Here is a 25,344-nt window from a genome sequence, read left to right as displayed (position 1 = left end):
ACGACGACACGTAGGCAATGGTTTCGGAACTGTTCGACGAGGAGCAGTGGGAATCCGTCGAGAGCGTCGACCGCGACTTTCGAGACATCACGTACCATCGCGCGGTCGATTCAGGGACGGTCCGGATCGCGTTCGACCGCCCCGAGGTTCGAAACGCCTTCCGACCGGGGACGGTGGACGAACTGTACGACGCACTCGATCACGCCAAGCGGCAGACAGACGTCGGCTGCATCTTGCTGACCGGAAACGGCCCCTCGCCGAAAGACGGCGGCTGGGCGTTCTGTTCCGGCGGCGACCAGACGATTCGAGGTGAGGACGGCTATCAGTACGACGGTGACGAGGAACGGGCGTCCGAACAGGGTCGGCTCCACATTCTCGAGGTGCAGCGTCTGATCCGCCACATTCCGAAGATCGTCGTCTGTGTAGTGCCGGGCTGGGCCGTCGGCGGCGGCCACTCGCTGCACGTCGTCTGCGATCTGACGCTTGCGAGCGACGAACACGCGAAGTTCCTCCAGACCGACCCCGACGTGGCCAGCTACGACGCGGGCTTCGGATCGGCGTACCTCGCCAAGCAGATCGGACAAAAGAAGGCTCGCGAAGTGTTCTTCCTCGGGAAGACCTATTCGGCCGAAGAGGCCGCGGAGATGGGGATGGTCAACGAAGCCGTTCCCCACGAAGAACTCGAGGAGACCGCCCTCGAGTGGGGCCGGCGGATCAATTCGAAGAGCCCGACGGCGATGCGGATGCTCAAGTACGCGTTCAACATGACCGACGACGGAATGGTCGGCCAACAGGTCTTCGCCGGGGAAGCCACGCGCCTCGGATACATGACCGACGAGGGCAAAGAAGGCCGGGACGCGTTCGTCGAGGGACGCGAACCCGATTTCGACGACTTTCCGTGGCAGTACTGAGTACGCGGTACAACGCCGGAACGCAGTTCGGAACGATCGGTGAGACGTCGATCGGTGAAACATCGATCAGTGAGACGTCGATCGGTGAAACATCGATCAGTGAGACGTCGATCGGTGAGACGTCGATCGGTGAGACGACATGAATCGGCGAACGTTCCTCCAACGGACGAGTCTGCTCCCAGTCGCAGTGGGAGTCGCAGGCTGTGAGGCTCCGGATAACGGAGGAAACGACCGAAACGAAAGTCGCAGCGATGACGAACCCGGAGCAACCGATGACGACGAACCCGCTGGGACGCCGGTTATCCCGCGAATCGACGATCCGCCGGATGCAGTCTATCTCCCCGGTCATCGGAAATCGATGCGCGTCCTCGAGCCGATCGAAACCGGTGACTACGCGGTTGCGCCGATGCTTACGTATCCGCATCCGTTCTGGGTCGTCACCGGAACGGACACCCAGCTCGTCGAGCCCGAAGCTGGCCGCGGCGTCCACCTGATGGTCACCGTCTGGGACCCGAAGACGAAGACGGTCATCCCCGTCGATATTGGACCTCGAGCAACGATCGAACGGGACGGCGATCGGATCGCGTCACGCTCGCTGTGGCCAATGCTCTCCCAGGAGATGGGGGTTCACTTCGGTGATAACGTCGTGCTACCCGCAGACGGTAGGTACACGGTGACGCTCACGGTAGGACCGATTCCGACGAGACGAACCGGCACCCTCAAGGACCGGTTGACCGACCGCGCGACTGCGACCTTCGAATTCACGTACGATGAACAGTTTCGCCAGAACGTCGTCGACGGTATCGAATTACTCGAGCGAGAGCGCTGGGGAGAACGGGGGGCACTCGAGCCGATGCTCGGACACAGCGGGGAGTCTCACAACGACAGCGGCGATTCGACCGCGGGCATTCCCTACTCCGCACTGCCGTCTGCGGAGGGGTACCCTGGAACCCACCTGATCGACCCGAACGCGGAATCCGACATCTCGTCCGGAGAGGTACGTCCGAGCAGCGGTGACGCGACGGTCGTCGCCACGCTGCTCGAGGCCGGATCGCGGCTTTCCGGCGACGACGAGCGGTACCTGCTCGTTTCGCCGCGGACGCCGTACAATCGGGTTCCGCTGGCGAACATGACGCTTCGCGCGACCGTGGACCGAACCGGCACGAGCATCCTCGATCGGACGCTCGAACCGACGCTCGACGACGAGTTTGGTTTCCACTACGGACGGTCCGTTGCTGCCGTCCAGCCGGGTGATTCGGTGACGATAATCGTCGAATCCCCCCCGCAAACAGCCCGTCACCAGGGGTACGAAACGGCCTTTTTCGACGCGAATTCGATCGAGCTAGTCGTTTCGGGAGCGTGAGTGACCATCAAAAATGTCGACTCGCAATGCCAACGTTGACACTCTCTCGAGTGGGACACTCGAGCCATGAGTTCGGCCGAGGTCGAAATCTCACGGACGAAGGCGTGGCTGATGGCAGCCCGCCCACAGACCTTGCCCGCGGCTGCAGCCCCGATACTCGTGGGGACGGGACTCGCAGCCTCAGAGGGGGTTCTCGCGCCAGTACCGGCGGTGATGGCGTTTGTGGGTGCGGCACTGATACAGATCGGAACGAACTTCGCGAACGACTACTACGACGCGATCAACGGAGCCGACACCGAAGACCGCGAGGGGTTTACCCGCGTCACTCAGTCGGGGCTCATTTCGCCCGAACAGGTCAAGCTCGCGACCGTCGTGACGTTCGCCCTGGCGATCCTTTCCGGAACCTACCTCGTATACGTCGGGGGGATCCCTATCCTCATCGTTGGATTAGTGAGCGTCTTCTGCGGGTGGGCCTACACGGGCGGCCCGTACCCGCTGGGCTATCACGGGCTGGGCGACCTCTTCGTGTTCGTCTTTTTCGGTCTCGTCGCCGTGACGGGGACCTATTACGTTCAGGCAGCAGCCGTTCTCGCAGAGCCACTCGCGGTAACGATCCCCGAGGGAACGATTACGCTCGAGGCGATCGCCGCGAGTCTGCCCGTCGCCGGGCTCTCGACGGCCATCCTCGTCGTTAACAACGTTCGTGACAGGGAAACCGACGCCGAAACCGGAAAACGAACGCTCGCCGTTCGGCTCGGTTACCGGGCGAGTCGCATCGAGTACGGAGCCCTACTGGCACTCGCCTACGTCGTCCCCGTCTGGTTCTGGCTCGCGACGGGATTCGGTCCCGGCGTCTTGCTCCCGCTGGTCACGCTGCCCTACGCCGCGATGATCGCGCGGACCGTGTGGACCCGAACCGACGGCGAGGCGCTCAATCCGGCGCTCGAGCAAACCGGCAAGCTGCTCGCCACGTACGCCGTCTGTTTCGCCGGGGGGGTGGTACTGCTATGAGTCCCACTGGCGACCTCTCCCTCGAGTATCGATCCTTTTCGCTCGACCTCGCCGAGCCGCTCGAGACGGCGGACGGAACGATCGACTCCCGCGACGGCTTTCTCGTTCGGCTCGTCGACGACGGGTCGGCCGACGGCGGGAAGCCGGTCGATTCGGGGGACAGTCCCGCCGTGGGGTACGGCGAGGCAACGCCGCTTCCGGGATGGACGGAGTCGAGCGAAGACTGTGAAGAAGCCCTTGAGCGTGCTCGAGACGCGATCCAGACCGCCGGGCCGAGCGAAGCCCTCGAGACGGTCGATCGCCAGGTTGCGGCCCGACACGGGCTGGCGCTGGCACTCGCCGATCTCCAGGCAACGCGAGATGCGACGCCGCTGTACCGCTACCTCGGCAACGGACCGATGGTCGGTCGGGTTCCGGTCAACGCGACGATCGGCGACGGCTCGCCGTCGGAGACGGTACGGGAGGCGCTGTCGGCCGTCGACCGCGGATTCCGCTGTTGCAAGCTGAAAGTCGGACTCCGCAGCGTCGAAGAGGACATAGAACGGGTCCAGCGCGTGCGCGAAGCCGTCGGTTCGGACGTCGAACTGCGAGCGGACGCCAACGAAGCGTGGACCTACGAGGAAGCCGAATCGGCACTCGAGCGCTTTGCCGATCTCGGCGTCTCGATCCTCGAACAGCCACTCCCCGGCGGGGCACTCGAAGGCCACGCCGACCTTCGAGCACAGACCAGCGACGTCTCGATCGCGCTCGACGAAGGACTGCTCGAGCACGGCGTTGACGCGATTTGCGACGCCGGCGCGGCGGACGTCGTCGTCCTGAAACCGATGGCCTTGGGAGGTATCGACATCGCCCGGAAAGTGGCGGCCTGGTTGGCCGAACTCGAGATAACGCCGCTAGTGACGACTACCATCGACGGCGTCGTCGCGCGGACGGGCGCGGTCCACGTCGCGGCGGCGATCCCGGACGTCCCGGCGTGCGGGCTCGCGACCGGCGACCTCCTCTCGACGGATCTGGGCCACGACCCCGTGTTGCTCGAAAAGGGCTCGGCGGTCGTTCCGCAGGCGAAAGGACTGGGCGTTTCGGACGTGTGGGACGAGCGATGAACGGGGCCGGCGAGTGGCCGACGCGTGACCTCCTCTCTCACCGCGCATCGACGACGCCGAATGCCACGGCCGTCATCGACGCTGACACGGACGAGGAATGGACGTTCGGGGAGTTCGACCGCAAGGTCGACGCGGTCACGGAGCGACTCGAGAACGTCGTGTACGGCCCTGACGATCGTCTCGGCGTACTCATGGAAACGCGAGTCGCGTTCGCAACGGTGTATTTCGCCGCAATGCGTCGGGGCGTCACGGTCGTCCCGTTGAACGTTCGCGAAACGGCCGCCGAACTCGAATCGAAGGCGAGTCGAACCGCTATCGACGCGATCGTCTGCGAATCGGAGACGGAAGCCCTCGCGCTCGAGATAGCTACTCGTCCCGTGGTCTCGGTCGACGATCCCGAGCACGACGACGTGACCTCGATCCGGCCGGTCGCCGAGGCGGACGCGATCCCGACACCGCTCGAACGAGACCGAACGCACCTCCTCATGTTCACCTCGGGCACGTCCGGCGAGCCGAAAGTCGTTCGACTGACGGTAGGCAACCTCGTGGCCAGCGCTGCCGCCTCAGCGTACCGACTCGGCGTCGATCCCGACGATCGGTGGTTGTGCTGTCTTCCGATGTACCACATGGGTGGGCTGGCTCCGGTCGTCCGGTCAACGCTCTACGGAACGACCGCCGTAATCCAACGTCGCTTCGACCCACGAGAAACCGCCCGCGTGATCGAGACGGACGACATCACCGGTGTGTCGCTCGTTCCGACGATGTGCAAGCGTCTGCTCGACGCCGGCTGGACCCCCCCAGACGCGCTTCGGTTCGTCCTGCTGGGCGGAGCCCCTGCTTCGCAAGAACTGATCGAGCGGTGTCGGGAACGGGGGGTTCCCGTCCATCCGACGTACGGCATGACCGAAACGGCATCACAGATCGCGACGGCCAGGCCGGCTGATGCGTTCTCCCATCCCGGGACGGTCGGGCAACCGCTCGGGTGTACCGACGTCTCGATCGTCGACGAAGACGGCACGACCGTCGACGCGGGAGAGACGGGCGAGTTCGTCATCTCCGGGCCGACTGTGACACCGGGCTATCTCGACGACGAGGAGACAGAGGCGTCGTTCGGTGACCGAGGACTGCACACCGGCGATATCGGCTATCGCGACTCGGCGGGCCGGCTGTGGATCCTCAACCGCCGCAGCGATCGTATCGTCACCGGAGGTGAGAACGTCGACCCCGGGGAGGTGATCGAAGCGCTCCGATCGCACCCCCGCGTCGAGAATGCCGCGGTCGTCGGCCTCGCCGACGAAGAATGGGGCGAACGCGTCGCGGCGCTGGTCGTTCCCGTTTCCGAGACTTGTTCGGATGCGGATCTCGATGCCGGGCTGTTGCTCGCCCACTGTGACGACCGACTCGCCGGCTTCAAGCAGCCGAAGACGATCGGATTCGCCGACGAACTCCCTCGGACCGCGTCGGGAACCGTCGACCGCGAGGCGGTCCGGGAGCGGCTGCGTCGGAGCGGGACCGACGTAACCGAGTCGACGTGATCCCGGTCACCGGCCCGGGCTCGGGCCGACACTCGCCGCCGCTCAATCGTCGTCGGCTACGCTGTGGGTAGCTGGCTGCGGACGGGGCGTCCGAGGATCCGACCGAGGCATCTCGTCGTCACGGACGTAGTTCCGGGCGACGACGTAACTCCCGTACAGGACGAGCAGCAGGAACAGCGAGAACGGGAGCGCCATCGTCACCGAAAGCGGCGGAGCAGTCCATAAAGCGGCGGAGCAGTTCACGATGGGGAGGACCCGAAACGGATTGCCGCCGGAACTGAAGTTAAGCCGCTGGCGTACCTACCCCGAGCCGTGTGTACGCTCACCCTCGCCTGGCAGGTGTTCGAGGACGCGCCGGTTGTGGTCGCCGCCAACCGTGACGAGGCGCTTGGGCGGGATTCGACGCCGCCCGAAATCTTCGAGGAGGACCCGTTGATCGTTGCGCCCCGCGATGCCGAGGCCGGCGGCACGTGGATCGGGTACAACGAACGCGGAGTGTTCGTCGGAATCACGAACAAGTGGACCGACAGCGACCTCGCCGGGGAGCGCTCCAGAGGGTTACTCGTCGCCGACGCCCTCGAGGCGCGATCCGCCGCCGAGGCGACGTCGATCGTCGAGGAGGCGACCGAGGCAGACGAATACAGCGGTTTCTATCTCGTCATCGCCGACGCGGCGAATGCGTTCTGTTACGAGTGGGACGGCGCGTTATCTCTGACCGAGTTCGATCCCGGTGTCCACGTCGTCGTGAACGTCGCAGTCGACGACGACGTCGACGTGCCGTCGATTCGGTCGGCTGCAGGCCGAGAGCAAGCGTCGAACGGCCGAGCAGTCCGTGACGCGCTCGCGGTCGAGCCAGACGAGACGGCGACGGACTGGCTCGAGCGGGCGGGCGACGTTCTCGGCGATCACGAGTACGGCGTTTGTATTCACCGGGACGGCTATGGAACCCGCTCGTCGTCGCTGATCGCCCTCGGCCCCGACACGACGACGTACGCCTTCGCACCGGGACCACCCTGTCGAACGCCCTACGAGACGGTCGGATCACCCGACGGTGTGATTTTCGAGACCGGTCTCGAGGGCTGTGGCGAAGGAATCGCGGAGTAAGCGACGCTCGCGTCGGGTATAGCGTTCGCGAAAGGGACCGGGAAGGGAACGCAGGTATTCGACAGTTGGTTGGGAAGGGCACATTTAAGCGGCTCGCTCTACCTCGTATGGACATGGACGCATTCCTGCCTCTAGCGACGCGCTCAGCGAGGTGGTCGCCGTGAGCGTGACCGCGGCCGAAGCCGAACTCTCCGACGACGAACGGGCCGGTCTCGAGCTCGTCCGCGAGTCCGGCGGCATTCACCAGAGCGACTTCTGGAAGGAGCTAGATGTCTCCTCGCGCAAGGGCAGTCGGATCGTCGAGTCACTCGTCGAAAAGGAACTGGTCGATCGGGAGGAGACCGTTTACGACGGTCACAACACCTATTTCATCACGCCGACCGCCCGCGACCTCGATTTCACGCTCCTGATGGCCGGTGACATGCTCTCGCCGTTCATCGGCGAGGAAGAGGTCGATCCCAACAGCGACGCCTTCTCGCAGTGGATCATGAACCTCGCCTACGAGGAGTGATCGACTCGTCAGCGTACCCGATCACGGACCGTCAGATCCGTTCGATTTTCGTGCCCCCCTGACCTGGGCGACGTGGGTGAACGTGACCAGACCGATTCCCCCGACGAAATTGCCCGCAGTCGCGACTGCGATTGTCTCAGCAAGCACGCTATAGTCGATTTTCGGGTCGAATAGTAATCCAAAAAAGACGTGGATTGCGGTGACGACGACGTGATCGAAGGGGCCGAGGGCCAGCAGAAAACCGACGACGTACGCCAACGTAATTCGACTTCTGACGCTGTTGACGGCCTCTAGAAGGAACGATAGGAGGCTCACCAGCGCACCACCGATGATTGCGCTCGCGAACATCGCTACCGTCGGTCGGTGGATGATCTCTTCCGCTGTCCGGCCCAGTGCACCCGTCGTTCCCGAAGGGAGGACACCGTTTACGGCGAAGACGAGCGCAAAAAGGAATCCGCCGACGAGGTTGAAGACGAGGGTAACGATCCAGAGCCGACAGAGCGGCAATATCAGCCAGGATCCGTCCACTTCGACCGCTTTCGCGGCCGGATCGAAGAAGTTCTCGTTGAACAACTCCGTTCGACCGACGACCAGGAAGACGACACCGATGGCGAAGGTGAGCGCACCCGCAATATGGGACACGTCACCGAACTGCGGCTTGACGAGCGCGTCAACGACTCCGAGCGTTGCGATGCCGAAGACGATCGTGAACCCGGCGATGAAACTCGTCGACACCAACTCGAGGAACGATTGGTCGAGACGTCGTTCACCTTCATCGACCGCCCGGTCGAAGATTTCGGCGGGGTCAGGGGCGACGGGCACGTGACAGGTGATCCCGCTTGGTGCCGGAAAAGGGTCGGGGATGAATACGCCACGGCTTTCGTGAAGCCGTCGAGGGCGAGAACTGATGCGAACTACTCGTACAGATCGAAGCGCTCGATGAGGACAAAGGGGTCGCGTTCGCGATTATAGTAGGGGACGTCGCCGTCTATGGCCTCGATAAGTCGGCGGTGGACTTCGCGTGCCGCACGGCCTTCGTCGGGCTCCAGATGGTGGCGTCCGCGCATGTCGGTCCAGAACCCGCCGTCTAGCCAGAGCAGGGTTTCGTCGTTCGACTGGTAGACGACGTCGCCCTGTTCGGTGAGGCTGTCGATGGCCAGTTGGCGGCCGGAGAGTTGTGCGCGGGCGAGGACGGCAACGAGCTGTCGCCGCGAGACGGGTGCGTGCAACGCAACGTTGTCGATACCGTCCCCGAAGTAGTCCTCGACGAGGTCGCACGCCCGTGAAAACTCGTCAAACTCTACTTCCTGTTCAATTTTCATAAGTGTCCACCCGAGTGATCAGTTGGGTACGTGTATGGTTAACAGAGTTGTATAAAAATGTATCTGTTGGACGCAGGGGGTAAACCGGTCGACCGTCAGGCGAGCGCGCTCGCGGCCTCGATCAGAAGCGGTTCGCCGAAGGCTGGACCGACCAGTTGGAGTCCAACCGGTAGCCCGTCGGTCTCACCGGCCGGAACCGAAATCGCCGGCAGATCCGCGAGGTTGATCGGAACCGTATTCGCGTCGGCGAGATACAACTGGAGTGGATCGTCGAGACTTTCGCCGAGTTCGAACGGCGGAACCGGCATCGTCGGCGAAGCGAGCACGTCGGCTTCCGACAGGGCCTGATCGAAATCCTGCTTGACCCACGCGCGAGCGTCCTGTGCCTTCTTGTAGTACTTGTCGTGGTACCCGGCCGAAAGAGCGTACGTTCCGAGCAGGATTCGGCGTTTGACCTCGTCGCCGAACCCTTCTTCGCGGGCCCGGGCAAAGGTGTCGTTCCAATTCCCGCTGGCATCGCTCGCGTGTCCGTAGCGAACGCCGTCGAACCGAGCGAGATTGGACGAGGCTTCCGACATGGCGATCACGTAGTAGGCCTCGACCGCGTGTTCGACCGACGGAAGACTGACCTCGTGGTACTCCGCGCCGCGCCCTTCGAGATCGGTCATCGCGTCCCAGAACGTTTCGACGACGCCCTCGTCGGCTCCCTCGAGCAGTTCCGTAGGAACGCCGATCTGAAGCCCGTCGACGTCGCCCGACGCCGCATCGGCGTAGTTCGAATCGTCTCCCTCGGTCCGGGTCGTCGCATCGTGCTCGTCGCTTCCAGCGATCACGTCGAGCAATCGGGCGGCGTCCTCGACGGTTTCGCCGAAGGGACCGATCTGCTCCAAGCTGTTCCCGTACGCGACGAGCCCGTATCGCGACACCAAGCCATACGTGGGTTTGATTCCGACGACGCCGCAGAACGCGGCCGGACAGCGGACGGAGCCGCCAGTATCGGAGCCGAGGGCAAGGTCGGCCTCGCCCGCCGCGACTGCGGCCGCAGAACCACCGGATGAGCCGCCGGGAACGTGGCCCGGTGCGGTGGGGTTGTCCGTCTCGCCGAAATACGACGTTTCGGTCGTCGTCCCCATTCCGAACTCGTCCATGTTAGCTTTGCCAACGATAGTCGCTCCCGCGTCTTTGAGCCGGGAGACCACCGTCGCATCGTAGGGCGGGACGTAGTCCTCGAGCATTCGCGAGCCGCAGGTCGTCCGAACGCCTTCCGTCGAGATGTTGTCCTTCACGGCGACCGTCGTTCCGGCCAGCGGTCCGTCGTCGGCGCCCTCGATCCGCTCTTCGGTAATGAAAATATTTTCGGACATGATCAGGAGACGTTCGGTCCTTTGAAGTAGCCGTCCTCGGTTTCCGGCGCGTTTCGGAGCGCTTCCGCGCTGTCGAGCGAGGGCCGTTCCTCGTCCGGCCGCATCACGTTCGCGAGGTCGGCGTCGCGGTCGACTTCCGGCACCTCGTCTAACGTCTCGAAGTATTCGAGGATGTCCGCGAACTGCCCGGTGAACCGGCCGACCTCGTCGTCGTCGAGATCGATTCGAGCCAGCTCCGCGACGTGGCGGACCTCCTCGGGATTGACGGCGTCGTCGCTCATACGTGTTCGCACCGGCCTTCGGAGAGTAAGGGTTTCGATACTGGCACGGGCGAAGAGAGCGGCCGGAAGCTATCGTCTCGAGGCATCGGTGCGACCGTAGGGACCCGTCTGTGTCCATAGTCGGCGGTTCGACCGAGGGCCGACGGTTCGACCGGAGCAAATTCGTCGGCCCTGCGGATCGACCTCGAGTCCGCGGGTGTCGACCGCTCCTCGCCCGGGAGTTCCGCTTTGCCTTCTGGGAGGCACGTCAGAAGCGAGTGGCTCGCAGATGTGGCCGAGAAATTCGAGTCGAGGAACGCCGAATGCGGCGATCGAAGCCGTTTCCTCCGATACTGCCAGGCGTGGCAATCGAACGCGATTCCAGCCGCCGGCCCCCTTCGAACTCGAGACGGTCGAATCGCGAATGACTCGACGCAGAAACGGTCGGAAGCAGTCCTCCGATGGCCGTCTCAGCAAGATGGATCGCTTTCAGAAGAGTCCGCTCGCCCGTTCGAGGCCGTAATCGGGATCGCAGGCGGCGGTCGAAATATCGTATTATGCGGTTCCAACACCGTATTAACCACGGGGCCAACGACCTAATCAGTTCATACTCAAGGACGACTGCCGTGACGATCCAGTATGGACTGTGATAACTGTGACGCTGACGAGGTCGCGTACACCCTAACGACCTACGTCGAAACCGGTGGCCGAGAGAGCGTCGACCTCCACTTCTGCTCGACCGACTGCCTTCGCGTCTGGACGTGAGGTGATAGATCCCATACGTCGAGACGTGCGAACGTTTACCTACCAACCGATATCCTTTCTCGGCTGAACCCGGGAATATGGGTCCGAATGACCGGTCGCCGTCTGCCGTCGGGGTCGATGAGTGCGCTATCCTCTCGACGATCGATGCGAGTTCGACGGTGCGGACGGCCAACGGCGTTCGGTTACACGTCGCCCTGGTCGAATCCGACGGCCGCAACACCGCACACGTCGTCGGCCACGACTGGGGCGGCATGGTCGCCTGGGATCTCGCGCTCCAGTTTCTCGGGGTAGTAAAACGGCTCTCGAGCGTCAATGCGCCGAATCCGACCGCCTATCAACGATACCTGTTCGCGGATCCCGACCAGTTACGCCGCAGCTGGTACGCCATCCTGTTTCGACTGCCATGGCTTCCGGAATGGCGCTGCGGCATGACGACTACCGCTTTCTCGAGCGAGCTCCGAGCTCCGTCCGCGCCGGGAACGCTCTCCGATGACGAACTGGGCCGCTGTCGGCGGCATGGACCAGGAGGGATGCGTTCACCGAAATGCTCAACTGGTGCCGGCCGACAGCGCGGTGACCATCGAATTCGCCAACCGACCGCGTTACCGCGCCGATGCTGATCGTCTGGGGCGAAGCCGACGAGGCGCTCGTTTCACCGCTGGCAGCCGATAACGCGGTTTTCTGCCCGGACTGTCGACTGGAATTACTGTCGTGAACGAGCCACAGGGTTCCCCACGAGGAGCCGACGCGACTGACGGATTTCTTCTCGACCTCCTCGACGAGCCGTAGCACGTCTCCGCCAATTTACGCACCGTTTGGGTCGCGTCCCAGTAGGGCGCTGCGGGTGAACTTCGGTCGGGGGTGCTCGGTGCGCGACCCGGTCGAGGGTGATAGCACAGAACACGTTCGGGAAAGGAGTCGCATACGTGGTCCACGTCGGTTCGCTCGAACGCTACCGCGACCGGTCGGGGCGGATGGTCGTGACACCGATCAGCCGTCCCGACGGCACGCGGTGGCTCCAGTTCGAGAGCTATGATCGAATCCCGCACGCAACCCCGCCCGGTCGGACGGGTCGCTTCCGAAGCGTTCGTCGTCGCCCTCGCCGTCGGCGACGCGGTCGTCGTCACAGCTTTTCTGGGCTTTGGCCTGTTTACCCACGGCCTCGAGCCGTGGGTGTATCCGGTGTATACCATCCGCACGGCGGTTCCGTTCGTGATCGCCTGGGGGATCGTCGCTCCGGTCGTCGGCGCGTATCGCCGCCGGACGCTCGAGTCGTTCCGACGAACGGTAGCGGTGGTCGCCGTCGCGTGGATCGTCGCCACCGGTATCGGCGGTGGAATCCGTGCGTCGTCGGTCTTCCCCGGCGGCGCGCCCGCGGAGTTCCTGCTCGTCAACGCCGCTTTCGGACTCGCGTTCGTGCTCCCCTGGCGGATCGCGGTGGCGGCGACCTGTCGCGGATAACGGACGGGTCCCGCCGATAGACTCGACTGCCAGTACGGTTCGGGCCACCGATCGCCGCGACTGCTCGATCCGGTGGCCGCCGGCCGACGTGAACGTGTTCGGGGTCACGGCTACCGGCCGCGTCCGTGAATGCGAGCGTGAGATGAGTACCTGTTCGCTCTGCGGTCTCCCGACGCCCGAGCAGCCGCTGACTGCGGACGGCATCGAGGGGCGGTTTTGCTGTCGCGGCTGTCTCGAAGTGAGCGCGACGCTCGACGACGTCGACGGCGTCGACCGCTCGAGTGTCGTCGACCGGGCGACCGAGTCCGTCGAGCGCAAGATTCCCGATGATGCAGCCGAAATCTTCCTCGCGATCGAGGGGATGCACTGTTCGACCTGCGAAGGGTTCGTCTCCCTGCTGGGCGAACGTGCGGCGGGAATCCTGGCCGTCGAAGCCAGTTACGCAACCGATACCGTTCGAGTCGTCTACGATCCGGACCGACTGGACAGAGCCGACGTCCCGGAGGCGCTTTCGGGCTACGGCTACGAGGCGGGATTCCGCGACGGTGAGGCGGCGGAAGGGAACCCGGGAGCCGACGAGGAACTGGTCCAGCGGTTGTTGGTCGGCGGGTTTCTGGCGATGTTGGTCATGCCGTGGTACCTCTTCTATCTCTACCCGAGCTACGTCGGGATCGAGACGGGGATTCTCACTGTCGACGCAACCTCGTCCGTCGGGATGTATCTCCCGCTCGCGATGATTGGGGTGTTGACGGGCGGCGTGTTGTTTTATACGGGGTATCCAATCCTCCGCGGTGCGTACGTCAGCCTGCTGGTCAGGCAGCCGAACATGGATCTCCTGATCGCCATCGCGGCGGTCGCCGCCTACGCCTACAGTACGGTCGCACTGGCGATGGGGAGTACGCACCTCTACTACGACGTGACAGTCGCAGTGATCATGGTCGTCAGCCTCGGAACGTACTACGAGCGCCGGATCAAGCGCCGAGCGACCGATCTGCTCACGGACGTGACCGCCGCGCAGGTCCGGAACGCGACCCGCCGAACCGAAAAGGGGACCGAGACGATGCCGGTGGATCGACTCGAGGCGGGTGACGAAGTCGTCGTCAGACCGGGCGAGCGAATCCCCGTCGACGGCACGGTCGTAGAAGGGACGGCCGCTGTCGACGAGTCCGTCCTCACCGGGGAATCCCTGCCGGTGACGAAAGGCTCGGGTGAAACGGTCGTCGGCGGAGCGATCGTGACGGATAGCGCGCTCGTCCTCGAGGTGGGCGAAGACGCGGCGAGTACGCTCGATCGAATCGCCGCGGTCATGTGGGAGATCCAGAGCTCGACGCCGGGAGTGCAGCGTCTCGCCGACCGCCTCGCGACCATCTTCGTCCCGCTCGTCTTGACGCTCGCGGTCGTCGTGACGGGATGGCGGTTCGCAACGGGGACGCCGGCCGGCGATGCCGTCCTCACTGGATTGACGGTACTCGTCGTCTCCTGTCCCTGCGCGATGGGGCTGGCGACGCCGCTTGCGGTCACGTCCGGGCTGCGCGACGCTTTAGAGCGCGGCATCACCGTCGCAAACGAGACGCTGTTCGAATCGGCGCTGGCTGTCGAGACGATCGTCTTCGACAAAACCGGGACGCTGACGGCCGGCGAAATGACCGTAGTAGAGATCCACGGCGAGTCCAGCGCGCTCCAGCCTGCGGCAGCCGTCGAACGTCGCTCGGAGCATCCGGTCGCCGACGCCATCGTTGCCTGCGCGGAAACCGACCTCGAAACGTCACCGGACTGTGGTGACGATTTCACCCCCGACGGCGGCTGGCGTGATCCGGACGCGGACGGCAATATCTCGCAATCGTCACTCGAGACGACGAACTTCGAGCGACACCCCGGCGAGGGTGTGAGCGCGACCGTCGACGGCGAACGCGTCGTCGTCGGGACGCCGGCGCTCGTCGAGCGACTCGTCGGTCCGATCCCCGGCGACCTCGCGACGGCGATCGACGAGGCCCGCGCGGAGTGCCGACTCCCGGCCGTGGTCGGATACGGCGGCCGAGCGAGAGCGATCATCGTCGTCGGCGATCGGATGCGGGCCGAGTGGCGCGACGCACTCGATGCGTTCGCCGACTGCGAAGTCGTCGTACTGACGGGTGACGACGCGACTGCGACCGCGACCGTTACCCGGAGCCCTGCGGTCGATCGGGTCTTCGCCGGCGTTCCGCCGGATGGAAAAGTCGAGACCGTCCGACGCCTCGCACGCGAGGGCGTGACCGCAATGGTCGGCGACGGAACGAACGACGCGCCCGCCCTGGCCGAGGCTGACGTCGGGATCGCGCTCGGCCACGGAACGGCCCGCGCGACCGATGCCGCCGACGCAGTGGTCGCCTCGAGCGACCTCCGTGCCGTCCATTCCGTGTTCGATCTCGCAGACGGGACGCGGCGACGAATCCGCGAAAACGTTGCCTGGGCGCTGGTATACAACGCCGTCGCGATCCCCCTGGCGGCGCTCGGGCTCCTTAATCCGCTGTTCGCAGCGGTCGCGATGGCCGCAAGTAGTACTATCGTCGTGCTCAACTCCACACGGTCGGTGCTCGTCGACGAACGGTGACTCGCGCCGAATCTGTCCGAGAGTGGTTTGGCCCCAATTACCACGGACGAGCGGTGATCCAAACGCCATTTTCTGCCCACGACCGATAACGCATAATACGTGTATAGTTTGAGTAACAGATTCCGAGATAGGGCAATAATTAATGAAAGTTGACTTCATTAATAATATATACGAGGGGCCATAATCTTAGGGTGGCTATGGCAAACAAGGGGGGGAAAGTGACAGCACAGCGGATTCAGAACCACCGGTGGTACGATCCGACGACGGCATTTCTATTGGGCGTTTTGTTCGTGTTCTTTCTGGCCTTACTCGGTGGTGCTATCGGTCAGTCTGCCGAACTGGTGGACGTCTCCGGGACGATCGTTCTTTCCATCAAGATGTCCGCAATCGGACTCGGGACGGGCTATTATCTCGGCTCCTCGATAAAGGATCTCACGTCCGATACGAGCTGGTTCCTGTTTGGGGCCTTTTCTACGTATACCGTCATATCTGTTAGATCGACTGAAATGGTTCTGTTCGATCAATACCCTGCATATATCTTACTCGTCTGCGGGGTGTTCCTGACGACGCTAGCGCACTTGACACCGCTCGTCACCGAAAACGAAGAGTACATGACAATCCTGACGTCATTCTGTGGGCAGGTTTCGGTGGGCGTCGTGGCGTTCATCGCAGTCGCGAGATATCTACTTACCGCCGTTTTCGTCGGTTGGCATTGGTATCTGGGACAATCGCAGATGGGAAAGGGCTTCATTCTCGTGCTTTTGGTCGGAGTCAGCGCATCCTGCTACGGTCTGATCGTCTCTCTTCGGGAACAACGGCGCGAACGGGAAGTCGAAAAAAAAGCGAAAGAACTCATCACGGAGTGGGCGATCGAGGAAGAGCGAAAAGAGATGAACGGCGAGAACAAGAAACGCCGTAAAAAGGCGCTACAGAAGGCGGCACGGCGGTACGAGTTCGAAAACGACCAGGGATATTAATCTCGCTTTGACGAGACTGGACCACTGCTTCTCGAGCGTCCAATTCGATGACGAACCGGGCGTCGCGTAGTCGAACCGTTGACGCGAAACGATTCCTCTAGAACAGAGAGCCGTCGCGAAACAGGGAGTCGGATTCAGAGGCAGCGGTTCGAATGCAGTGACGAACGAAATCGGTCGCTGTCGGACGAACTCGCCACTGAACGAGTTACCGTTCGATTTGTGGCGTCTCCAATTTCGACGGCGGGTGTTTGAGCCTCAATGGGGAAGGGGGCTTCCCCCTCAATTATAGCTAACTGACAGCGCTCATATAGAACCGAACAACGAATTCTTTCATACCGATACGAAATGGCCAGCAGTTTGATAACACTCCTGTGTGAAACGCCTGCCAGGCGAGGGAAGGAGCTGATCATTGCACCACCATTCCCGGTAATCAATCCGATCTGGGCTTCGTCACAATACGTCCCCTCGCCTCCGGGATCGTTTCTCCGGCCGGCCGTCTCGTCGGCCCTACTCGAGAGAACATCCGCGAGTCGAATCGACGATGGTGGGAGCGACGGCCTCATAGAAGACGCTGAAACGATTTACCCACCGTTCGTACTGCTGCGGCCAGCGAGTGCCCGCTGGCTGCGAATTCGCGAGCGGGGTGTACAATGACATTCAACGACTACTACGTTTCGGCGACGACCCTGACCGCGACCTGATCGACCGAGCGAACAGCACTCGAAGCGGTTTGACCGAGCGAATTCGATTGCCGACCTCACGTCGATCCCGGCAACCGAAGCTAGCGTTCGGGGACGGACGAGACGTACCGGCGGTATCGCCGCAAGGTGCGTGCGTCCGCGTCGCGGAGTTCCACGACGAATTCCTTCTGTCCGACCACCTCTTCCAGGTCGTCCTCGCGGATCGTGAATTCGAACGGAGGACCCTCGAGACGCTCGATTTCGCGACCGCCACTGGTCACTACGACGGCGTCTATTCCGTCGGAGTCGGAAAGCTGGCAGGTGATCTCACCGTCGGATTTACTACACACCAGGTCAGGGTTGACGTCCGACCCGGAGCCGTTCTGTAACGACGACTGGAAGTCCAGGAGCATGGGCGAGACGGGTGCAGTCCCGAGTATCAAAACGAGGGTCAGGAAGACCGAGAGGTTGATTTTCGAGCCATGGCGAGCGACCGACCGAAAGATCGGACGATCGGCGGTTCGCCGGAGTCGAATCACGAACGGAACGACCACGGCGTGGGTCAACGGACCCCAGAGGATGAGGACGAAGCCGTAGGCGCGCGTGTACGTGAGCACTGTCCAGTCGACGCCGTAGGAGAGCAGCAGGCTGCTCGCTGACCAGCAGAAGAACCCGAAGAAGAGGAGCCCGACGCTCTTGAGGAGCCGCCAGATCGGCGTGTTAGTGTAGTAGATGCTCAGGAGGTCTCGCCAGGCCTGGCCGAGGGTTCGCCGGACGAGCTCGAGGGGCGATGCGGTCGCGTTGGCGTCGGTGGATGTCATGGGTAAATTGTTCGAGGGAACCGGTTCGGCAGGTCGGTCAGGCGCCGATCGACCAGAGCTGGGTTAGCAGGTACCAGTTCAACAGGTAGGTGATCACGAACGCGGCGAGAAAGACCAGACAGATGACGAACGTGCCGCGCATCTCGTAGGCGTGGACGGGATCGTCGGGATCCGTGGCCATCGCCAGACTGTCTCGCGGCTCAGACGCGCTACTTGTGGAACTGCGTTCCGAGCCCCCTCCGTCAGCGACGAGATCGGCGTTGTTGTCGCTGCTCTCGATGCGATCGCCGAAGAGCAGCGAGCCGACCGCAAGGAGGATGAAGAGAATGCCACCCGCGATGGCGAGCAGGGCGAAGATCCCGAAGATGGCGAACAGCGGCGACGCGGCCGAGAGGCTGAATTCGGTGCCGGGAATGGTCTCGACGACTTCGGCCGTCCGGCGGGGCACACCGTAGAGGATACCGACGTACATCATCATCAGAACGGCGACGCCCATCGCAGCCGAGTAGAAGAACGGCTGGAGCGTCGCGAGTCGCTCGGAGATATACTGGCGCATGAACATTGTCCGGATCACGAAGAAGACCAGGCCCATGAACGCGACCGTGGTCCCGAGGACGACCGTCGCGTGGAAGTGTCCCACCGTCGCGAACGTGTTGTGCCAGGTCATGTTGAGTTGCAGTTGGCCCATCATGACGCCGGTCGTTCCACCGAGGAAGCCAAAGAGGATGATCGAGAAGATCGTCGACGAGAACACCGGGTTTGACCACGGAGCCGACGTGAGCCAGCCGAACAGGCCGCCGCCCTTGCCGCGTTTGCGGCGGCCGGCCTCGATCCCCGCCGGAATGGCGAACGCGTGGATGAGGCTCGCGAACGTCGCGCCATAGAACGCGTAGGACGTATTCCAGATTCGCCACCCGGTCGAGACCGCAGGATCGGAGAGCAGGTGGTGGGCAGCCCCGAGATTGATGAAGAACAGATAGAGGATGAACGCCGTCCGTGAGACCTTCTCGCTGACGACTTCCGCACCCGCGACGACGTGGGTCAGGAAGTACCAGACCGCGATCATCGCGACGAGGTTGATCTGCTGGGTGCCGTGGCCGATGATCCAGTACATCTGGCGGTACCACGCCGCGTCCCACCACTCGATGATCTCGAGCCGCCACAGCAAAGCCGGCGTGAACGCCACGAGGCCGCCGACCAGTGCTTCGACGGCGATGATCGCCGTGACGAACGCAGCGAAGCTGACCAGCGGGAGCGTCTGCTCCGGCTGATCCTGCTTTTCCTGCCACATCGTCACGAAGAACGGCAGCGCCGCGACGACGGTTCCGAGGATGAATACGATCGCGCCCGCGTAAAACAGCGGATCGATGGGCAGGGGGACGTAGGCAGTCAGCAGCGGCGCCACGTTCGGCGGTTCGGTGGTCCAGATGGAGTAGTTGACGAGCACCGCGCCGACGGCCATGACGAGCCAGCCGGTCTTCGCGATAGCCGTAAACGGTAAGCGGCGGCCGAGCACCATCGGTCCGCCCACGTAGAGAATTGCGATCTCCATGAATACCATCCAGAATATCAACAGGTTCCAGGCGTGCAGGCTGAGGTGCTTGTAGAACGCCTCGGGCCCGAGCAGTCCGACCACCTCCCAGCGGGTCATCGCGACGGTAATGGCGAGGATGCCACCGTACAGCAGGGCAACGACCGCCGTGAGCCCGAACAGCTTGACGTGGTTTTCGGCGGACCGGTGGACCTCGAGCCCCGTCACGGAGCAGGTCCGGAACCCGTCGTCGCGATACTCGTTGTCGAATAGACCGAGAACGTCTAATCTGTGTGCCATATATCTCACTCCTCCACGATGATCGTCCCGTGCATGGTCCGGTGACCCTGCCCGCAGAACTCGTTACAGATGATGTGGTAGGTCCCGGGCTCGTCGAACGACATCGGGACGACCCACTCGTAGCCCGGCAGTACCTGTAGATTGATCTGTTTGCTGAGCGCGTCCTCCGGCCGCAGCGAGAAGCCGTGTTGGACGTCGAGGGAACTGAGATGGATGTCGTACTCCGTTCCGGTCTCGAGGACGACCGGCGCGCCGTCCCACATAAAGCGCATCGCGTTGAGGTAGACGTCCGTTCCCGGTGGAACGAGTCCGTCTTCGGTCTCGGTCGCCGCCTCCTTGTACTCGCTCATCTTCTGCTGGTACTCGTCGGAGTCGACGCGAAGCGTCTCCCCGATCGGGTTCTGATCCCCGATGCGCGTCCAGGTGCTCATCCAACCGAACAGAACGAGCGACCAGGCGGCACCCAGGCCGAGCCAGATCGATTCGCGCCTGTTGACGGGCTGATTCCACCAGTTTCCGTCGGGGGGTTTGATCGGTGACGTCATCGAATCACCCCAGTGGAACGGAAAATACGTCTATCCAGCCCCAGACGACGTACGAGAGCGCGAAGAACGCGAGCGCCGCCGCCGCCAGTAACCAGATACGGTCGTACAGTCGTTGCATCGTCGGTGTCGGTTCGCTCGAGTGAGACCCGGTCATCTCTGTTCGGACGGATTTCGATCTGAAAGCCGCATAGCCGTTCTCCCGCACATATTCCCCTGAGTGAGTCCGGGACGCCGTGCGATGACGGCGGCTCGGCTCACCGATGGGAGAACCGAAAAAAGACCCGTCATCGGTCGGGTCAGCCGAGGGCGACGTCGAGTTGCCCGACGCCCGTGATCACGAGGGCCAACCGGACCGCACTGGCAGACGAGGGAATGACGTTTCGGCGGGTTGGAGGAATTGTTGCAGTGGTAGTGGTGTGTGGTCCGACGGCAGTTCTTCAGTTACGAACGCGAGTGACGGTGCGAGCCGTCACCGCTCACGGATCGGGGTCGAAGACTTCGGGGTTAGGTTCGCCCTGCACGTCGACGACGCCGAGTGCCCCGCGGTGGACGACCCGCGAGAGCGCGTGGTCGACGATTTTGACCGGGCCGGGGACGGGGAGTTCCATCACGCCGGCGGTGGTGGTCCCGGGCGCGACGGGCGTCGTTTCGACGTTGTTCGCGGGGTCGGACAGCAGGTCACCGTCGCGGTAGAGGTCGCTCCAGACGTTGCCGATGGGGTGGAGCGAACTCAGCAGGTTCGGGCCGCCGTTGGCGAAGTAGACCCGGGCAGTTTCGCCCGTGTTGGCCTGCATGGGTCCGGCCGCGTCTTCCGTAAAGCCGTAGGCCTGGCCGTTGAAGACGACGTAGGTCGGCTGTTCGCGTTTCATCGCCTCGTAGTCGAAGCCGTGGTGGCCGTCTTCGCCGACCTCGCCGGTGGTGTAGATTTCGTGCTGGCCGAGGTAGAACTCGTTGTCGACCTCGGGGAGGCCGTCTTCGGGCTCGACCAGGATCGAGCCGAACATCCCGCTACTGATGTGCATGTCCATGTTCGGGATCGCACAGTGGTAGATGAACACGCCGGGGTACTCCGCGCGGAACTGGATCTGGGTCGGATCGTCGTCGGGGGCGATCGTCGTCGCGTCGGCACCGCCACCCGGCCCGTAGACCGCGTGGAAGTCCATGTTGTGCATCGCCGCGTTCAACTCCTCGGGGACGTCGAAGGTGAGGTTGACCGTGTCACCCCGACGGACCCGGAGCATCGGCCCCGGAACCTGCCCCTCGAAGGTCATGTAGTCGAAGGTGACGCCGGGTTCGATCTCGGCGGTCACCTTCTCGGTCCGAATCGTAACGTCGTGCGTGCGGGGCTGGGTCCAGTCGACCGGTGCCGGGATGTCGGTCGGATCGCGTGCGATCTGGTCGACGTCGACCGACTTCGCCGCAGCCAGCCCATCTTCTTCACCGCCACCGTCGTTCTGATCACCATTTGCCTCGGTGCCCGATTCGTCACCGCCGAGACAGCCGGCCACCGCGACCGCACCGGCTGCACCCATCGCCTGCAAAAACCGCCGTCGGTGAGTCGTATTCTGAGTCATCGTCTTACACTCGGGAAGAGGGAAGACATACGTTCAATAGTAGCGACGGTTCCCGAAAAATGGCAATCGAATTGGCAATTCCCGCTATATCGTGGGCAGTTATATACCGTATCGATACTCGAGGTTACGCTACGAAAAATCGGCACCTGTGGTCGCTATCCGGCGACGACGAGCGTCTCGAGGATGATCGCGACCAGTATCGCGCCGAGGTAGTAATTCGACACGTAAAACGACCGCAGGGCGACGTCGTCGGTCGGTCGGCGGTACTGACGGATCACCGATCGGAGGAAGACGGCGCCGAGCGTGATCGAGGTGACCGCATAGACCCATCCGAGACCGGCCAGCCAGCCGAGGACGCTCGCGGACAGCAGCGTCGCCCCCAGATAGAACGCGACGTGTCGACGGGCAGCAAGGACGCCTTCGACGACAGGAAACATCGGGAATCCACCACGCGCGTAGTCCTCCCGGTACGCGATCGCGAGGCTGTAGAAGTGCGCCGGCGTCCACAGGAAAATCACTGCGGCGAGACCGATGGCGGGTGCCCCGACGCTTCCGGTAACGGCCACCCACCCGATAACTGCGGGTAGCGCTCCCGCACCCCCACCGAGAACCGTATTCCAGGTCGTGTTGGGTTTCAACACGATCGTATAGAGGGCGGCGTAGTAGGCGATCGCGACGAGCGTAAGCGCCGCTGCAAGACCGTTTACCCACGTAACGAGGACTGCCCCGGACGCGACGGTGAGTCCGACGCCGAACGCAAGCGCGTTCCGAGCCGGCACGAGGTCATGGACCAGCGGCCTGTCCGCCGTCCGATTCATTCGCCGGTCGCGATCCCGCTCGTACACGTGATTGAACGTTCCGCTCGCGCCGATTGCGAGGACGCCCCCGACGAGCGTCGCGACCGCAGTCGACGGCTCGAGTGAGGCTCCGGTGAGCGTTGCCAATCCCATCCCCGCGACCGCGACGAGACAGAGCAGCCACATCAGTCTCGGTTTGGTAAGCGTCAGGTACGCGCCGGCCGTCTGCCGGACACGAGCGACCAGGCCGCGTGGGCGTTGCGGTTCGACCACGGATCTCTCACTGCCCGTCTCGACGGGTTCGACCGCTTCCGAAACGGGACTCGCCGGTTCGATGGAATCGACCTGTCTCGAATCGTCCCGAGCGCCGTCTTCGAGCGTCAGAACGAGCGCGACGAGGAGGCAGGCGAAGATGACCATCGCGAGGACGAGGTGGAGTCCAGTAACGGTCGAGGAGCCGCCAACGACGAGCGCGGCGCCGAGAGCGACCTGGACCGGAAAGAGAACGACTGCGCAGCCGATGAGGACACCGACGCGGCGATCGAGGTCGATCTGCCAGCCGGCGAGCGCGGCGGCGGTAACGAGGAGGCCGGTGACGAGTGCCGCAACGCGGTGGCCCCAGAAGAGGAGAAGTTCGCCGGAAAACGGGCCGATCGTCGAATCGGTCCCACAGCCGGGCCAGGTCGTACAGGACGCAGCGCTGCCGGTCGTCGAGACGGCGGTTCCGAGCGCGACGAGTACGTAGGCCGCGATCGTCGTCGCGGCGAGCAAATCCGAAAATCGCCGTCGGGTGAGTTCGGTATTCATCGAGTGGTCGGGTGTGTTCGTCGATCAGCGAGCATCCAAATCGCGGTCGGTAGTCGGTGATCGAATTCACGGAACGGTCGTCCACGAAGTGGTGATTCGTCGCGTCTCCTGAGTCCGGTCCCCCTGTGGTTGCGATCCGTTCTCTGCTCGTATTCGGATCGGCCCAATCGAGTACTTATCCACGCCAAATGACCGTCACGACCTCTTCGTCGCGCTCGACGGTCTCGTAAGCGTAGCCACGATCGTCCAGTTTGGGAAACAGAAACTGGGGGACGCGATCGTTTCGCTGGACCAGTACCGTCTCCGCCGGAAGTTCGGCGAGCGTTTCGAGCGTTCGTGCGAGCGGCTGTGGCGGACCGAGCGAACGAACGTCGATCGTTTCCCGGGGCTGATCGGACGGGGCGCTCGTGTGGTCGACGATGGAAGCTGTCGAGGACATGATCGGTGGTGGGCAGGGTTTCGCAACCGAAGCCGACGGTCAGGCCTCCCGTTTCGGGAATCGAGCGACGAACTCGTCGGGGGCGATCTGCTCGACCTCGTAGCCGTCGGCGTCGAACCGCTCGACTTCGGCCTGAAATTCGTAGAACAGGGGCTTTGGCTCGTGATCGTTGACGATCGTCAGCGTCTCGCCCGGCTCGAGGGCGTCGAACTCGTCGTGAATGGTCGGGTGTCGGTTCACCGGCGGAATGTCTCTGACGTCGAGTCGCGTCATGTACTTCGGAGTCGGAACGGCTGCAGCAAGGCAGTTCGTACGAACACGTTCGGCTGCCCGTCGGTCGTTCGAGGGACTCATATGCGAACGGTCGTTCGAGGTGGCTACTCATGTTCGATACGAACGTGCCAGACGCCGCCCTCGCCGTGCTCGCTCTCGTACGCGAATCCACGGTCGGCGAGCTCCTCGTAGAGCGGTTTCGGTTCGAAGGGGGCTATCAACCGCAGTCGCTGGCCCCTCTCGAGTGCTCCGAGTGCGGTCACGATATCGTCGAACGGTGGACCGTCTATGTCGCGGACGTCGAGCGTTCGTTCTGGTGATCTGGATTCCATCGCTCTGTCGTTTGATCCAGAGGGGATTGGGAGTTCGTCCGAACGTGTTCGCGGTCGACCGTCTTCCCACAGCGTTGGAATTTGCCGAACATATTCGTAGTCACCAGCATATAGGTCTATTCGGAACACGTTCGTATGGCTCAAGCGACCCTCACTCTCACGATGCCCGAGGCGGTCTGGATTCAGCAGATATCGACGGACTATCCAGAATCGACGTTTCGGGTTCTGGCGGCCGTTCCCGGGTCCGACACAGGATTCGCCCTCGTCCGAATCGCCGGGCCGACGGTTCCCAACGTAGTCGAGGACATGGACGATCACCCGCAGATCACCGAACTCTCACTCGCCCAGTGGAGCGATAACGAGGCCACGGTTCACTTCGAAACCACCGCTCCGCTCTTGATGTTCTCCTCTCGAGAGTCAGGAATGCCGATCGAACTGCCTGTAGAAATTCAAGACGGCGAGGCGACGATAGAGGTCACCGGCTCCAGAAAGCGGCTCTCCGAACTCGCCGATCAACTCGAACAGTTCGGTCTCACGTATCAGATCGATCACGTTCGCGAGCGCCTCCACGAGAGCCAGTTACTCTCCGAGCGTCAACTCGAGGTGATCGCCGCTGCCGTCGACGCAGGTTACTACGATACGCCGCGGTGCTGTTCGCTAACGGAACTGGCCGGCAACCTCGACATCGCCAAATCGACCTGTAGCGAGACGCTCCATCGTGCCGAAGAAGCGGTGATCAAGCGGTACGTCGAGGAGCTGCCGAACGTCGGCGGCGAAGAACCACTTGGGAAGCAAATCGCAAGTTCGTGACGCCAGTCCCTTCGTTCTAACCCGACTGTACGTGTCGCCGTTTCTCTGCGAGAGGTCTCGACGGGCGTATGAGAGATCTCAATTGGCGTATTATTCAGACGAATATTGTCGTAATATTAATGTGCGAAACGACCGCGAGGGGTATCGACGGCCGGTGC

Annotated in this window: 28 protein-coding genes; 14 read left to right on the top strand and 14 right to left on the bottom strand. The window is 63.0% G+C overall.

The window, feature by feature from the left end; all coding sequences use genetic code 11:
* The first annotated feature begins 17 nt into the window (after positions 1-17).
* From HYG82_RS22655 to menE, 6 genes are all read left to right on the top strand, one after another.
* Positions 18-911 (top strand): 1,4-dihydroxy-2-naphthoyl-CoA synthase, encoded by an 894-nt coding sequence (locus tag HYG82_RS22655; protein ID WP_179259412.1) that lies wholly within the window; start codon positions 18-20, stop codon positions 909-911.
* Positions 899-1,054: a hypothetical protein gene (locus tag HYG82_RS22650; RefSeq protein ID WP_179259411.1), complete on the top strand. Its 156-nt coding sequence runs from the start codon at positions 899-901 to the stop codon at positions 1,052-1,054. Before HYG82_RS22655 ends, HYG82_RS22650 begins: the two co-directional genes overlap by 13 nt.
* The gene (locus HYG82_RS22645; RefSeq protein ID WP_179259410.1) at positions 1,051-2,274 is read left to right on the top strand and encodes an iron transporter; all 1,224 of its coding nucleotides are present in this window, start codon (positions 1,051-1,053) and stop codon (positions 2,272-2,274) included. The genes HYG82_RS22650 and HYG82_RS22645 overlap by 4 nt, the downstream gene beginning before the upstream one ends.
* Positions 2,275-2,340: 66 nt before the next feature.
* Positions 2,341-3,285, top strand: a complete 945-nt coding sequence (locus HYG82_RS22640; protein WP_179259409.1) for a 1,4-dihydroxy-2-naphthoate polyprenyltransferase — start codon at positions 2,341-2,343, stop codon at positions 3,283-3,285.
* On the top strand, positions 3,282-4,388 hold the full coding sequence (locus HYG82_RS22635) for a mandelate racemase/muconate lactonizing enzyme family protein (RefSeq protein WP_179259408.1): 1,107 nt from the start codon (positions 3,282-3,284) through the stop codon (positions 4,386-4,388). The genes HYG82_RS22640 and HYG82_RS22635 overlap by 4 nt, the downstream gene beginning before the upstream one ends.
* Positions 4,385-5,923 (top strand): o-succinylbenzoate--CoA ligase, encoded by a 1,539-nt coding sequence (menE, locus tag HYG82_RS22630; RefSeq protein ID WP_179259407.1) that lies wholly within the window; start codon positions 4,385-4,387, stop codon positions 5,921-5,923. The genes HYG82_RS22635 and menE overlap by 4 nt, the downstream gene beginning before the upstream one ends.
* A gap of 42 nt (positions 5,924-5,965) precedes the next feature.
* Here menE and HYG82_RS22625 read toward each other — a convergent pair whose 3' ends face one another.
* Positions 5,966-6,118, bottom strand: a complete 153-nt coding sequence (locus HYG82_RS22625; RefSeq protein ID WP_235217796.1) for a hypothetical protein — start codon at positions 6,116-6,118, stop codon at positions 5,966-5,968.
* 117 nt (positions 6,119-6,235) lie between these two features.
* On the opposite strand from HYG82_RS22625, the gene HYG82_RS22620 reads away from it, so the two are divergent.
* Positions 6,236-7,027 (top strand): NRDE family protein, encoded by a 792-nt coding sequence (locus tag HYG82_RS22620; protein ID WP_179259406.1) that lies wholly within the window; start codon positions 6,236-6,238, stop codon positions 7,025-7,027.
* Positions 7,028-7,187: 160 nt separating this feature from the next.
* Positions 7,188-7,538 carry a helix-turn-helix transcriptional regulator gene (locus tag HYG82_RS22615; protein ID WP_179259405.1) on the top strand — a complete coding sequence of 117 codons (351 nt, stop codon included), beginning with the start codon at positions 7,188-7,190 and terminating at the stop codon, positions 7,536-7,538.
* A gap of 21 nt (positions 7,539-7,559) precedes the next feature.
* On the opposite strand, the gene HYG82_RS22610 is transcribed toward HYG82_RS22615, so the two are convergent.
* From HYG82_RS22610 to gatC, 4 genes are all read right to left on the bottom strand, one after another.
* Positions 7,560-8,360 (bottom strand): formate/nitrite transporter family protein, encoded by an 801-nt coding sequence (locus tag HYG82_RS22610; RefSeq protein WP_179259404.1) that lies wholly within the window; start codon positions 8,358-8,360, stop codon positions 7,560-7,562.
* 92 nt (positions 8,361-8,452) lie between these two features.
* Complete coding sequence (locus HYG82_RS22605) at positions 8,453-8,860, bottom strand: DUF8048 family protein (protein ID WP_179259403.1); 408 nt, start codon at positions 8,858-8,860, stop codon at positions 8,453-8,455.
* Positions 8,861-8,955: 95 nt separating this feature from the next.
* Entirely contained in the window at positions 8,956-10,224 is a 1,269-nt protein-coding gene (gene gatA / locus HYG82_RS22600) for an Asp-tRNA(Asn)/Glu-tRNA(Gln) amidotransferase subunit GatA (protein ID WP_179259402.1), read from the bottom strand.
* A 2-nt stretch (positions 10,225-10,226) separates the two neighbouring features.
* Positions 10,227-10,505 (bottom strand): Asp-tRNA(Asn)/Glu-tRNA(Gln) amidotransferase subunit GatC, encoded by a 279-nt coding sequence (gatC, locus tag HYG82_RS22595; protein ID WP_179259401.1) that lies wholly within the window; start codon positions 10,503-10,505, stop codon positions 10,227-10,229.
* Between the two features lie 618 nt (positions 10,506-11,123).
* Between gatC and HYG82_RS44240 the strand changes: the two genes are divergently transcribed.
* The 5 genes from HYG82_RS44240 (at position 11,124) to HYG82_RS22575 (ending at position 16,277) form a co-directional block, all read left to right on the top strand.
* Positions 11,124-11,249 (top strand): hypothetical protein, encoded by a 126-nt coding sequence (locus HYG82_RS44240; protein ID WP_284145021.1) that lies wholly within the window; start codon positions 11,124-11,126, stop codon positions 11,247-11,249.
* 77 nt (positions 11,250-11,326) lie between these two features.
* Positions 11,327-11,869, top strand: coding sequence for an alpha/beta fold hydrolase (locus HYG82_RS22590; RefSeq protein WP_235217795.1), 543 nt, complete (start codon positions 11,327-11,329; stop codon positions 11,867-11,869).
* Positions 11,870-12,281: 412 nt separating this feature from the next.
* Positions 12,282-12,710: a DUF3054 domain-containing protein gene (locus HYG82_RS22585; protein WP_179259400.1), complete on the top strand. Its 429-nt coding sequence runs from the start codon at positions 12,282-12,284 to the stop codon at positions 12,708-12,710.
* 142 nt (positions 12,711-12,852) lie between these two features.
* Entirely contained in the window at positions 12,853-15,300 is a 2,448-nt protein-coding gene (locus HYG82_RS22580) for a heavy metal translocating P-type ATPase (RefSeq protein ID WP_179259399.1), read from the top strand.
* Between the two features lie 197 nt (positions 15,301-15,497).
* The gene (locus HYG82_RS22575) at positions 15,498-16,277 is read left to right on the top strand and encodes a hypothetical protein (protein WP_179259398.1); all 780 of its coding nucleotides are present in this window, start codon (positions 15,498-15,500) and stop codon (positions 16,275-16,277) included.
* Between the two features lie 781 nt (positions 16,278-17,058).
* On the opposite strand, the gene HYG82_RS22570 is transcribed toward HYG82_RS22575, so the two are convergent.
* From HYG82_RS22570 to HYG82_RS22530, 9 genes are all read right to left on the bottom strand, one after another.
* A complete protein-coding gene (locus HYG82_RS22570; RefSeq protein ID WP_179259397.1) occupies positions 17,059-17,778 on the bottom strand; it encodes a hypothetical protein in 720 nt (239 codons plus the stop codon).
* Positions 17,779-17,815: 37 nt separating this feature from the next.
* Entirely contained in the window at positions 17,816-19,609 is a 1,794-nt protein-coding gene (locus HYG82_RS22565; protein ID WP_179259396.1) for a cytochrome c oxidase subunit I, read from the bottom strand.
* A gap of 5 nt (positions 19,610-19,614) precedes the next feature.
* Positions 19,615-20,154, bottom strand: a complete 540-nt coding sequence (locus HYG82_RS22560) for a cupredoxin domain-containing protein (RefSeq protein ID WP_179259395.1) — start codon at positions 20,152-20,154, stop codon at positions 19,615-19,617.
* A 4-nt stretch (positions 20,155-20,158) separates the two neighbouring features.
* Positions 20,159-20,308 carry a hypothetical protein gene (locus tag HYG82_RS22555; protein WP_179259070.1) on the bottom strand — a complete coding sequence of 50 codons (150 nt, stop codon included), beginning with the start codon at positions 20,306-20,308 and terminating at the stop codon, positions 20,159-20,161.
* A gap of 322 nt (positions 20,309-20,630) precedes the next feature.
* Positions 20,631-21,728: a copper-containing nitrite reductase gene (nirK, locus tag HYG82_RS22550; RefSeq protein ID WP_179259394.1), complete on the bottom strand. Its 1,098-nt coding sequence runs from the start codon at positions 21,726-21,728 to the stop codon at positions 20,631-20,633.
* A gap of 155 nt (positions 21,729-21,883) precedes the next feature.
* Positions 21,884-23,332, bottom strand: a complete 1,449-nt coding sequence (gene cyoE, locus HYG82_RS22545; protein ID WP_179259393.1) for a heme o synthase — start codon at positions 23,330-23,332, stop codon at positions 21,884-21,886.
* A gap of 175 nt (positions 23,333-23,507) precedes the next feature.
* Positions 23,508-23,771 (bottom strand): DUF2249 domain-containing protein, encoded by a 264-nt coding sequence (locus tag HYG82_RS22540; protein ID WP_179259392.1) that lies wholly within the window; start codon positions 23,769-23,771, stop codon positions 23,508-23,510.
* Positions 23,772-23,810: 39 nt separating this feature from the next.
* Positions 23,811-24,044 carry a DUF2249 domain-containing protein gene (locus HYG82_RS22535; RefSeq protein ID WP_179259391.1) on the bottom strand — a complete coding sequence of 78 codons (234 nt, stop codon included), beginning with the start codon at positions 24,042-24,044 and terminating at the stop codon, positions 23,811-23,813.
* 104 nt (positions 24,045-24,148) lie between these two features.
* Positions 24,149-24,376: a DUF2249 domain-containing protein gene (locus HYG82_RS22530; protein WP_179259390.1), complete on the bottom strand. Its 228-nt coding sequence runs from the start codon at positions 24,374-24,376 to the stop codon at positions 24,149-24,151.
* Positions 24,377-24,511: 135 nt separating this feature from the next.
* Here HYG82_RS22530 and HYG82_RS22525 point away from each other — a divergent pair, with 135 nt between their 5' ends.
* Complete coding sequence (locus HYG82_RS22525; protein WP_179259389.1) at positions 24,512-25,186, top strand: helix-turn-helix domain-containing protein; 675 nt, start codon at positions 24,512-24,514, stop codon at positions 25,184-25,186.
* The last annotated feature ends 158 nt before the right edge of the window (positions 25,187-25,344 follow it).

This window comes from Natrinema halophilum, from assembly GCF_013402815.2.
GTDB classification, from domain to species: Archaea; Halobacteriota; Halobacteria; order Halobacteriales; family Natrialbaceae; genus Natrinema; species Natrinema halophilum.
This window is presented reverse-complemented; position numbering and strand designations above follow the sequence as displayed.